The 11,499-nt window shown below is 67.8% G+C and carries 10 protein-coding genes; all 10 read left to right on the forward strand.

The features are described from left to right. The first annotated feature begins 30 nt into the window (after positions 1-30). The 10 genes from rseP (at position 31) to ACTJJK_RS02715 (ending at position 11,300) form a co-directional block, all read left to right on the forward strand. Complete coding sequence (gene rseP, locus ACTJJK_RS02670) at positions 31-1,392, forward strand: RIP metalloprotease RseP (protein WP_031370426.1); 1,362 nt, start codon at positions 31-33, stop codon at positions 1,390-1,392. A gap of 100 nt (positions 1,393-1,492) precedes the next feature. Further along, entirely contained in the window at positions 1,493-3,967 is a 2,475-nt protein-coding gene (gene bamA, locus ACTJJK_RS02675) for an outer membrane protein assembly factor BamA (protein WP_031370425.1), read from the forward strand. A gap of 29 nt (positions 3,968-3,996) precedes the next feature. Further along, the gene (gene lpxD / locus ACTJJK_RS02680) at positions 3,997-5,016 is read left to right on the forward strand and encodes a UDP-3-O-(3-hydroxymyristoyl)glucosamine N-acyltransferase (RefSeq protein ID WP_031370424.1); all 1,020 of its coding nucleotides are present in this window, start codon (positions 3,997-3,999) and stop codon (positions 5,014-5,016) included. A 196-nt stretch (positions 5,017-5,212) separates the two neighbouring features. Continuing rightward, a complete protein-coding gene (gene fabZ / locus ACTJJK_RS02685) occupies positions 5,213-5,668 on the forward strand; it encodes a 3-hydroxyacyl-ACP dehydratase FabZ (RefSeq protein ID WP_031370423.1) in 456 nt (151 codons plus the stop codon). Positions 5,669-5,672: 4 nt separating this feature from the next. Then, positions 5,673-6,464 (forward strand): acyl-ACP--UDP-N-acetylglucosamine O-acyltransferase, encoded by a 792-nt coding sequence (gene lpxA, locus ACTJJK_RS02690; RefSeq protein WP_031370422.1) that lies wholly within the window; start codon positions 5,673-5,675, stop codon positions 6,462-6,464. A 9-nt stretch (positions 6,465-6,473) separates the two neighbouring features. Continuing rightward, complete coding sequence (locus tag ACTJJK_RS02695; RefSeq protein ID WP_440729391.1) at positions 6,474-6,995, forward strand: hypothetical protein; 522 nt, start codon at positions 6,474-6,476, stop codon at positions 6,993-6,995. A 17-nt stretch (positions 6,996-7,012) separates the two neighbouring features. Continuing rightward, on the forward strand, positions 7,013-8,242 hold the full coding sequence (gene lpxB, locus ACTJJK_RS02700) for a lipid-A-disaccharide synthase (protein WP_440729392.1): 1,230 nt from the start codon (positions 7,013-7,015) through the stop codon (positions 8,240-8,242). Positions 8,243-8,306: 64 nt separating this feature from the next. Continuing rightward, on the forward strand, positions 8,307-8,906 hold the full coding sequence (gene rnhB / locus ACTJJK_RS02705; RefSeq protein WP_440729420.1) for a ribonuclease HII: 600 nt from the start codon (positions 8,307-8,309) through the stop codon (positions 8,904-8,906). Beyond that, on the forward strand, positions 8,903-9,478 hold the full coding sequence (locus ACTJJK_RS02710) for a DUF4166 domain-containing protein (RefSeq protein WP_440729393.1): 576 nt from the start codon (positions 8,903-8,905) through the stop codon (positions 9,476-9,478). Before rnhB ends, ACTJJK_RS02710 begins: the two co-directional genes overlap by 4 nt. A gap of 1,186 nt (positions 9,479-10,664) precedes the next feature. Next, entirely contained in the window at positions 10,665-11,300 is a 636-nt protein-coding gene (locus tag ACTJJK_RS02715) for a hypothetical protein (RefSeq protein WP_036148876.1), read from the forward strand. Positions 11,301-11,499: the final 199 nt, after the last annotated feature.

Consider the following 11,499-nt stretch of genomic DNA (forward strand, 5'->3'; position numbering starts at 1 on the left):
CCACGGCAGGACAGCGATGCGGAGGCGGCCATGAGTGAAGTCCTGGGTTCGTTGTGGTGGCTGATCATCAGCCTCGGCGTGCTGGTCACGATCCATGAATTCGGCCATTTCTGGGTCGCGCGGCGCTGCGGCGTCAAGGTGCTGCGCTTCTCGATCGGTTTCGGCAAACCGCTGTGGCTGCGCAAGGGCCGCGACGGCACCGAGTACGTCATTGCGCGCATCCCGCTCGGCGGCTACGTCAAGATGCTCGACGAGCGCGAATACGAGGTCAGCGAAGCGCTCGCCCCGCAGGCCTTCAACCGCAAGCCGGTCTGGCAGCGCATCGCCATCGTCGTGGCCGGCCCGGCCGCCAACCTGATCCTGTGCGTGATGCTGCTGTGGGGCATGTTCGTGATCGGGCGCCCCGACTTCGCCCCGGTGGTCGGCAACGCCACCGGCATCGCCGCCGAAGCCGGCCTGCGCCGCGGCGATACCGTGCTGCAGATCGGCGACCGGCAGACGCCGACCTGGAGCGAAGTGCACATGGCACTGATCCCCTACGCACTCGACCACCAGGACGTGGCGGTGCGGGTGCGTGCAGAGAACGGCGCCCCGGCGACCCGCGAACTGCGCCTGTCGCGCCTGCCGGCCAAGTTCGACGAACGCCGCTCGATCGAAGTCATCGGCCTGAGCGGACGCCACGAGCTGCGTCCGGCCCTGATCGGCCGCATCGCGCCCGACTCCCCGGCCTGGGGCGTGCTCGCCGAGGGCGACCGCGTCACCGCGCTCGACGGCGACCCGGTCGGCGATTGGGAAGACATGGCCGCGGCGGTGACCCGCCTGGGCAAGCGCGGCGGCAGCGCCATGATCGAAGTGGCCCGCAACGGCGACCGCCTCGCCCTGGAGATCACCCCGGCCCGCCTGAAGAAGCCCGACGGCGAGGAATACTGGGGCCTGGGCCTGACCTCGGCCGCGACCGCGCCGCCCAAGCGCGACGCCGTGCTGCGCTACGGCCCGATCGACGCGGTGCCCGCGGCGCTGCGCGAAGGCGTGCACCAGGCCGAGCAATTGTTCGCGATGATTGGGCGCGCGTTCACCGGCCGGGTGTCGATCCAGAACACCGTCGCCGGCCCGGTGACCATCGGCCGCGCCGCCAACGCCTACGCCAGCAACGGTCCGGCCTGGTACCTGCAGTTGCTGGCGATGCTGTCGCTGAGCCTGGGAATCCTGAACCTGCTGCCGATCCCGATCTTGGACGGCGGACACCTGCTGTATTACCTTATCGAGCTGGTCAAAGGCAGTCCGGTCAGCGAACGCGTCATGGCGGCCGGGCATTTCGTGGGCCTGGCGTTGATCGCGAGCCTGATGGGCCTGGCGTTCTACAACGACATCTTGAACAACCTGGTGCGCTGATGCCGGCCTGACGCTCGAACGAACGCTTTGCCCTCACCCTGCCGCACTTTCGACCGATGCCCGCGATCGCCGGCATCCAATGCCCCAAACGGACGTAATGATGACGCGAACTCCTAATCGCCGCCTGCTCGCCCTCGCCCTTGCCACGGCAATGACCTCGGCCCCGGTGATTCCCGCGTTGGCGCAGTCGGCCGATCCGTTCGCCCTCGGCGGCAGCACGCCGAACACCCCGGCCCCGGGTTCGTTCACCGTCAGCGACATCCGCATCGACGGCCTGCAGCGCATCTCCGCCGGTACCGTCTTCACCTACCTGCCGGTCGAGCGCGGCGACACGATGGACTCGGCCAAGGCCGGCGACGCCATCCGCGCCCTGTACAAGACCGGCTTCTTCGAGGACGTGCACCTGGACCGCCAGGGCAACATTCTCGTGGTCACCGTGACCGAGCGTCCGGCGATCAACAAGCTGACCCTGACCGGCAACAAGGACATCAAGAGCGAAGACCTGCTCAAGGGCCTGAAGGAAATCGGCCTGGCCGAAGGCGAGACCTTCGACCGCCTCGCCCTCGACAAGGTCACCCAGGATCTCAGCCGCCAGTACAACAACCGCGGCAAGTACAACGTCGAGATCACCCCGACGGTGGCGCGCCTGGACCGCAACCGCGTCGACCTGACGATCACCGTCAAGGAAGGCAAGGCCGCGAAGATCCGTCACATCAACCTGGTCGGCAACGACAAGTTCGAGCAGAAGGACATCCTCGACGGCTGGGAATCGCGCGAACACAACTGGCTCAGCTGGTACCGCCGCGACGACCAGTACTCGCGCGAGAAGCTGTCGGGCGATCTGGAAAAGCTCAACTCCTATTACCTCGACCGCGGCTACGTCGATTTCAGCATCGACTCGACCCAGGTCGCGATCAGCCCGGACCGCCAGGACATGTTCCTGACCGCCGGCCTCACCGAGGGCGACCAGTACAAGGTCTCCAGCGTGCAGGTCACCGGCGATACGATCCTGCCGAAGGAGCAGGTCGAGAAGCTGATCATCGTCAAGCCCGAGCAGATCTTCTCGCGCCGCCTGCTCGAGGTGAGCTCGGAAGCGATCACCGCCTCGCTCGGCAACGTCGGCTACGCCTTCGCCCAGGTCAATCCGATCCCGGACGTCAACCGCGAAAACAAGACCGTCGGCATCAACATGCAGGTGGTGCCGGGCCCGCGCGTCAACGTGCGCCGGGTGATCTTCCAGGGCAACACCCGCACCGGCGACGAAGTGTTGCGCCGCGAAATGCGCCAGTTCGAAGGCGCGTGGTATTCGCAGGCCGCGATCGACCGTTCCAAGATCCGTCTGCAGGGCCTGGGTTATTTCGAGAACGTCGACGTCGAGAGCAAGCCGGTGCCGGGCACCAACGACCAGGTCGACGTGGTCTACAACCTCAAGGAAACCACCTCGGGCAGCTTCGTGTTCGGCCTGGGCTATTCCCAGCTCGGCAAGCTGACCACCCAGGTGCAGCTGTCGCAGAACAACTTCCTCGGCAGCGGCAACCGCGTGTCGGTGCAGGCGCAGCGCAGCTACTACCAAGAGCGCTACGACTTCTCCTACACCAACCCCTACTTCACCGACGACGGCGTCTCGCTGGGCTACAACGTGTCCTGGCGCGAGTTGGACTACTCCGACTTCAACACCGCCCAGTATTCGACCACCAGCGGCATCGGCCAGGTCGTGCTCGGCATTCCGCTGACCGAGACCGACTCGATCACCGGCATGCTCGGCATCGACAGCAACGAGATCCTGATCGGCCGCAGGGTCACGCCGCCGAGCATCGTCGACTATCTCGACGCGCTCGGCCGTCGTACCTTCCACGCCTGGCGCGCCCAGGTCGGCTGGGGCCGCAACAGCCTCAACCATGCGCTGACGCCGACCGCCGGCACCCAGCAGCGCGTGTGGATCGAAGCGACCCTGCCGGGCTCGACGGTCGAGTACTACAAGATCAACTACAACTTCTCCAAGTTCTGGCCGCTGTCGCGCCACCTGGTGCTCAACACCCGCACCGAGCTCGGTTACGGCGACAGCTACGGCAAGGACGTCAGCCGGGTCATCGACCGCGACGGTCCGGACGGCCCGCTGCCGCCGGAAACCATCACCGCGACCGGCCTGCCGTTCTTCGAGAATTTCTACGCCGGCGGCGTGCGCTCGGTGCGCGGCTTCACCGACAACACCCTCGGCCCGCGTCAGGCCTCGCTCTCCGGCGGCAGCTACGCCCAGCCGCTCGGCGGCGCGTTCAAGACCACCGGTTCGCTGGAAATGTATTTCCCGACCCTGCTCGATACGCCGGCGGCGCGCATCTCGGCCTTCGTCGACTTCGGCAGCGTCTACAAGAGCTACGACGACTTCGACGCCGGCGAACTGCGCGCATCGGCCGGTGTGGCGATGATGTGGCGCTCGCCGATGGGCCCGATCTCGATCAGCTACGCCTTCCCGTTCAAGAAGCAGGGCCCGACCTACAGCGCCGACGGCAAGACTCAGCTCGACCGCGGCGACGAACTGGAACGCCTGCAGTTCACCTTCGGCGGTACGTTCTGATCGCAGCTGCGACGACGGCCGCCCGCACCGTGGACAGCACCCGCTACACAGCCCAGGCCCTGGCCGAGCGTTACGCGCTCGGCCTGCACGGCGACGGCGCCGCCGAAGTCGGCGGTGTCGGCACCCTGGCCAAGGCCGGCCCGGACCAGCTCGCCTTTCTCGCCAACCCGAAATACCGCGCGCAACTGGCTGCCAGCCAGGCCGGCATCGTGGTCATGCGCGAGGACGATGCCGTCGGCTACGCCGGCACTGCGCTGATCGCGCGCGATCCCTATTCCGCCTTCGCCAAGATCTCGGCCCTGTTCGAGCCGCGCCCGCTGCGCGAGCCCGGCATCCATGCCTCCGCGGCGATCGATGCCAGCGCCGAGGTCTCCGCCGAGGCCCACATCGGCCCCTTCGTCAGCATCGGCGCGCGCAGCCGCGTCGAGGCCGGCGCCATCGTCGGCCCGGGCTGCGTGATCGGCGACGACTGCGTGGTCGGCGCCGGCAGCGAACTGGTCGCGCGGGTGACCCTGGTGACCCGCGTGCGCCTCGGCCAACGCGTGCTGATCCATCCCGGCGCGGTGCTCGGCGCCGACGGCTTCGGCCTGGCGATGGAAGCCGGCCGCTGGCTCAAGGTGCCCCAGCTCGGCGGCGTGTCGATCGGCGACGATTGCGAGATCGGCGCCAACACCACCATCGACCGCGGCGCCATCGAAGACACCGTGCTCGAGGAAGACGTACGCCTCGACAACCAGATCCAGATCGGCCACAACGTGCATATCGGCGCCCACAGCGCGATGGCCGGCTGCTCGGCCGCGGCCGGCAGCGCCAAGATCGGCCGCTACTGCCTGATCGGCGGCGGCGCCGGCGTGCTCGGCCACCTGGAGGTCTGCGACAAGGTCGTGATCACCGCGATGAGCCTGGTCACCAGTTCGATCCGCGAACCCGGCGAGTACTCCTCCGGGACGCCGCTGATGGACAACCGCAGCTGGCGCAAGAACGCCGCGCGCTTCAAGCAGCTCGACGCGATCGCCCGGCGCACCCCGCGCGGCCGCGAGGACGGCTGAGCCGGCGCGCTTCGATTCGGTTCGCTTAGGCGCGGGGCACCATACGGCGCCGCTCCACCGCGGGCGGAAACTGCGGGACAATGGCACGGCTGTCGCGGTTCGCCAGCGACCAGCCGATCCAAGCCAATCAACGATGGGGCCGCACAGGAAAGGCGGATTCAACGCGCAGGACGCGCATAACGGACGAACCAAGAAGATGAGCCAGACCCTGCAACTCCCGCTCGACGTGACGGCGATCCAGAAGCTGCTGCCGCACCGATACCCGTTCCTGCTGGTCGACCGCGTGGTCGAGTTCGAGGCGCACAAACGCGTGCTCGCCTACAAGAACGTGAGTTGCAACGAGCCCTTCTTCAACGGTCACTTCCCCAACAACCCGGTCATGCCGGGCGTGCTCGTGATCGAAGCCCTGGCCCAGGTCGGCGGCATTCTCACTCAGCTCTCGCATGGCGGCGAAGCCGAAGGCCGACTGTTCTACCTGGTCAAGATCGACGGTGCGCGTTTCTCGCGCATGGTCTCGCCGGGCGACAAGCTCGAGCTCGAGGTCACCCTCAAGCGCACCATCCGCAACATGGCGATGTACACCGGTATCGCCCGCGTCGACGGCCAGCAGGCCGCGTGCGCGGAGATCCTTTGCGCCGAGGTCAAGGAGTGACGCGATGAGCGCCACGACCCACACGATCCACCCCACCGCCTTCGTCGAGGCCGGCGCCGTTCTCGGCGACGGCGTCGTGGTCGGCCCGTTCTGCTATATCGGCGCCGAGGTCGAAGTCGGCGACGGCACCGTGTTCGGCCCGCACTGCGTGGTCCACGGCCCGACCCGGATCGGCCGCGGCAACCGCTTCTACGCCCAGTGCGCGATCGGCGGCGACCCGCAGGACAAGAAGTTCGCCGGCGAGCGCACCGAGCTGGTCATCGGCGACGACAACGTCTTCCGCGAGTTCGTCACCGTCAACCGCGGCACCGGCAACGGCGGCGGCATCACCCGCATCGGCGACGGCAACTGGCTGCTGGCTTATACCCACGTCGCCCACGACTGCCATATCGGCAACCAGTGCGTGTTCTCCAACAACTCGACCCTGGCCGGCCACGTCACCGTCGAAGACCAGGTGATCATGAGCGGCTTCGCCGGCGTGCATCAGTTCTGCCGGATCGGCGCGCACGCCTTCATCGGCATGGGCGCCCTGGTCAACGGCGACGTGCCGCCGTTCGTGATGGTCGCCCAGGACGGCTACGGCCGCCCGCGCGGCATCAACAGCGAAGGCCTCAAGCGCCGCGGCTTCGACGCCGAGCGCATCGGCGCGATCAAGCGCGCCTACCGCGCCCTGTACGTGTCCGGCGCCTCGCTCGAGGAAGCGCGCGGCAAGCTCGACGAGATCGCCGAGAGCAGCGCCGACGTGCGCGCCCTGCTCGACTTCATCGGCAACGGCGACCGCCCGCTGCTGCGCTGAGACGCCGGAATGGCCGCGACGATCCAGCGCCTGCGCATCGGCCGGACCGTCGTCGCCTGCGACATCGACGGTGCGCTGCGCCAGGCCGAAGTCGCCGAACTCTTCATCGACGAGCGTCCGCTCGCGCACTGGCTCGGCCTGCCGCGCGATCTCAGCAACAGCTATACCGACCTGGATCCCGCCTTGCCGCCGGCGCTGGCCGAACGCGGCCGCGCCGCGTTCCTCGCCCTGCAACCGGCGCACAACCAGCTCGGCTCGGGCCGGCTGGTGCTCTATCGCTGCCACTGCGGCAGCGACTACTGCGGGGTGATCTCTTGCGCCCTGGAATTTGATGGCGATCACGTCGTTTGGCAGCAAGTGACCCGGGAGGACGATGATGGCCCCATGTGCGGGCCGGATTCGGGCGAGAATGTTCAGGAAGAGAATGCGGCGCCGCCCTCGTTCTCTCCCGCCGCTCCGCTGCGGTTCGTGTTCGATCGAACCCAGTACCGGCTCGAACTGGAGCGTCACTTCCAGGAACGTCACTCCTAAGAGCGCCCTTTCCCCCGATGAATGCCGCCGCGCCCGCCCCCGCTCCGATCGACGAAATCTTCCCCGCCCCGCCCCCGCCGCCGCTGCGTTTCGCCCTGATCGCCGGCGAAGCCTCCGGCGACCTGCTCGGCGCCGGCCTGATCGAGGAACTCAAGCGCCGCCATCCGGGCGCCGAGTTCGTCGGCATCGGCGGCGAGCAGATGCGCGCGGCCGGCATGGACACCTGGTTCGACGCCAACGAACTGGCGGTGATGGGCCTGTCGGAAGTGCTCAAACACCTGCCGCGCCTGCTGCGCCTGCGCCGCGACGTGCGCCAGCGCATCCTCGATTGGAAGCCCGACGCCTTCATCGGCATCGACGCGCCCGACTTCAACCTCGGCGTCGAGCGTTGGCTCAAGCAGCGCGGCGTGCGCACCGTGCACTACGTCAGCCCCTCGGTCTGGGCCTGGCGCGAGAAGCGCGCCGAGAAGATCGGCCGCAGCGCCGACCGGGTGCTGTGCCTGTTCCCGATGGAACCGCCGATCTACGCCAGGCACGAGGTCGATGCACGCTTCGTCGGCCATCCGCTCGCCGACGAAATGCCGATCCACCCCGATCGCGACGAAGCGCGCATGAACCTCGGTCTCGACGACGAGGCGCCGGTGCTGGCGATGCTGCCGGGTTCGCGGGTCGGCGAGATCGAACGCCTGGCCGGCGATTTCCTCGGCGCCGCCGCGCTGGTGCTGGCCGCCGAGCCGCGCCTGAGCATCGTCGCGCCGATGGCCAACGCGCCCTCGCGCGCGGCGTTCGAGCGCATCCTCGCCGCCCATCCCGACGGCGAACGCCTGCGCCGCGCCCTGCGCATCGTCGATCGCGGCGCGCGCACGGTGATGGTCGCCAGCGACGCGGTGCTGCTCGCCTCCGGCACCGCCACCCTCGAAGCCATGCTGGCCAAGCGGCCGATGGTGGTCGGCTACAAGGTCGCGCCGCTGACCTATGCCGTGGTCAAGCGCCTGGGCATGCTCAAGGTCGACCACTACGCCTTGCCGAACGTGCTCGCCGGCGAAGCGGTGGTGCCCGAACTCATGCAGCACGACTGCACCCCGGAAAACCTCGCCGGCGCCTGCCTGCGCTGGCTGCGCGACCCGCAGGCCGCGGCCGCGCTGCTGCCGAGGTTCCAGCGCATCCATCTCGAACTCAAGCGCGACGCCTCGGCGCGCGCGGCCGATGCCGTGCTCGAGCTGATCGGCGAGAATGCTCCTGCATGAGTCCCTCGCCGTGACCACCGAATCGCTCGACCTCGCCGACACCGCCGTCGTCGCGAGCGAACCGCTGCGCGCGCGGGCCAAGCCGCGGCTGATCGCCGGCGTCGACGAAGCCGGCCGCGGCCCCCTGGCCGGGCCGGTCTCGGTGGCCGCGGTGATCCTCAACCCGCGCCGCCGCATCGACGGCCTGGACGATTCCAAGAAGCTCAGCGAGGCCCGCCGCGAGGCCCTGTACCCGCTGATCCTGGAGCGCGCCCTGGCCTGGCGGATCGAGTTCGTCGAGGTCGAGGAAATCGACCGGATCAACATCTTCCAGGCCACCATGGCCGGCATGCGCCGGGCGGTGATCGGCCTGGCGCCGGTCGCCGACCTGGTGCGGGTGGACGGCAACCACCTGCCCCAGGGCTTGCCCTGCCGCGGCGAAGCGCTGATCGGCGGCGACGCCACCGAACCGGCGATCATGGCCGCCTCGATCCTGGCCAAGGTCGCGCGCGACCGCATGATGCGCAGCCTGCACGAGCGCTACCCGCAATACGGTTTCGACCAACACAAGGGTTACTCGACCGCCGCGCACCTGGCGGCATTGAGCGCGCACGGCCCCTGCCCGCATCACCGCCGCAGCTTCGCGCCGGTGCGCACGGCCTACGAAAACCTGTCGCTGTTTTGAGTGTCCCCAGCGCAAGCGCGAACCCCGCGGCGCCCCCGGTATTCGCGCGTCTGCTCGACGACGACGCCCGCGCCGGCCTGGCCCCGGCAGTACGCGACTTCCATCAGCGCGGCCCGGCCCATTACCGTGGCGAAGCCGTGGTGCGCGGCGCCGGCCATCCCCTCGCGCGACTGGTGCGCTGGTGGTTCGGCTTCCCGGTGCCGGGCGAACAGGTGCGCGTGTCCTTGCGCATCGAAGAACGCGGCGGCCGCGAGCACTGGCACCGCCGCTTCGGCGAACGCGATTTTTCCTCGTCGTTCGCACCGAGCCGCGACGGCCGCTTCCTGGCCGAGCAGTTCGGCGCCTTCCGCTTTCGTTTCGCCTTGCGTTCCGAAGCCGGCAGATTGCACTGGGATTTCGCCGGCTGGGCTTTCGGCCCCCTGCCGATGCCGCGCGCACTCGGGCCGCGCATCGTGTCCTGGGAAGCGCAAGACGACGACGGCCGCCTACGGTTTTTTTCGCAGGCCGATTTCCCGCTGCTGGGGCAGTTGATCTATTACGACGGCTGCGTGGAGCCGGTGTTGGCGGATTGATGTCGCTGCCGGACACGCTTTGACGTAATGACGTGGCAGTGGATCTTCAGCGGCCGGATGATACGAGCCGGCCGTAACGACGACGCAAACGTAGTTTCGTGTCGCGGCTTGCGCCGCTCCTACCCAAGAGCAACGACGACCTACCCCGGCTGTTGCCGTTGCCGTTGCCGTTGCCGTTGCCGTTGCCGTTGCCGTTGCCGTTGCCGTTGCCGTTGCCGTGAAAGCTTGGCGCAGTACCGAGCTCGCGAGAACACCTGGAGACCCGGAGGGCGGCGCACAGGACGTGCGCCCAGCCCTTAAAAAGGGATGACTCGATAGGACAAGGATGTCCTATCGAAAAATCCCGGCACTAGCATCGCACTCGTGGCCTGTGCCCTTGCAAGGAAAGCCCTTTTCTTTGGTTACTTTTCTTTTGGGCTTAGCAAAAGAAAGTAACCCGGCCGCGTAGCGGGCGGAAGCTCTGCTCTTACTCAGGCTTCTAAAGAAACAAGATCAAACGCTAAGAGCTTCCACCACTAAAGCGGCGGGTAACTTTCTTTTGTCTAAAGCAACAAAAGTCCGCCTGGATTCCCTTCGGTCAAAAGTAACCAAAGAAAAATGCTTTTGTTTTGAATCACAAGCCCGCACGTTCGATGCCGACGCAGGGCTTTTTCATACGGGACATCCCTGTCCCGATGAAAAACGGCGCGCATCCCTGCGCGCCGCCCTGCGGGTCTTCGATTGCCTTCGCGAGTGCGAAACGACGCACAGCAACGGCAACAGCCCGGCGATAGCTACGCTCCTCCAGGGTAGGAGCGGCGCAAGCCGCGACCGCGCAACCGCACGCCGCACCGCAACCTCATGCAATGTGAGAAACACCGCGCATCGTGAAAAACAACGACGCCGAGACGTTCCCGCATCTCCGAGAACAACGCCGCAACCGTTAAAAATGCGGTCGCGGCTCGCGCCGCTCCTACGCCTGAAGCAACGGCCCCGCCGAAAACCGACGACACCGCCGAAGTTCCCGCCACCGCGACCGCCCATCAGCTGAATACGCATCCCGTGCCAGTGGTCACAACGACTTCATACCGGCGCGCCCACACTGCCGTCAGGCGCAGAGTGAATTCGCAAGCTCTCCAGGTTCGCGTCGCCTCCGGCCCGCGGCGCGCATCCCGCCCTTCTTATCCGGCCGGACGCGAGGTGTTTCATGCGCATGCCTCATCCCACTCCGACTTCCGAGCCGCTGCCGTTCGAGCGCGATAGCGCCCTGCCGCACAACCGCGTCGGCTACGAGCCGGCTATGGCGATCACCCCCGCCGCGATCGCCGCTTTCGATGCCCTGGTGCACGAGTTGCACCCCGATGCCGCGCGCGTCGACGCCGCGCGCCTGCAGCGCCTGGCCGGCTGGCTGGCGGCGCTGCCGGCCAGCGAAGCCCGCCGCGTCGTTGACGAGCGCATGCAGAGCCTGCTGGACCTGCGCGCGATGGCCGCCGACCCGGCCTGGGACAGCGACGCGGCGATGCAGGCGCGCCTGGCCAAGCTGTTCGCCTACGTCGACAACGACCAGGACCTGATCCCGGACAAGGTGCCCCTGCTCGGCCTGCTCGACGATGTGCTGCTGATCGAGCTGACCTGGCCGGCGTTCGCCGCCGAGGCCGAGGACTACCGCGATTTCTGCATCTACCGGCGCATCGAGCACCCCAGCGGCGACGACGCCGAGCAACGCGCGGCCTGGGTCCGCGACCGCATCGCCGAGTTGTCGCTGCTGCAGCACAACGCCCGGGTCAACGACAGCCACTACGCGAACGGACGCTCGCCCGAACCGGTGTTCCGGATCGCCTGAGCGCCGGCCGGCCCGCCGGCGCGACGAATCGGCACCGATGCCCGCCATCGGCGCCCGGTTCGCCGGCGCCGCCACGGTGCCGAATAACGGCCGAGTAACGGACCAATCAACGGGCCCATGACCGGGCCCTTGAACAGCAGGCGATACCGTCCCTCCGCCGACCGAATACGGCCTTGTCGCAACCCGGCGAGATCGACCT

The organism is Lysobacter sp. 22409 (assembly GCF_052045105.1).
In the GTDB taxonomy this organism is placed as follows: Bacteria; Pseudomonadota; Gammaproteobacteria; order Xanthomonadales; family Xanthomonadaceae; genus Lysobacter; species Lysobacter antibioticus_B.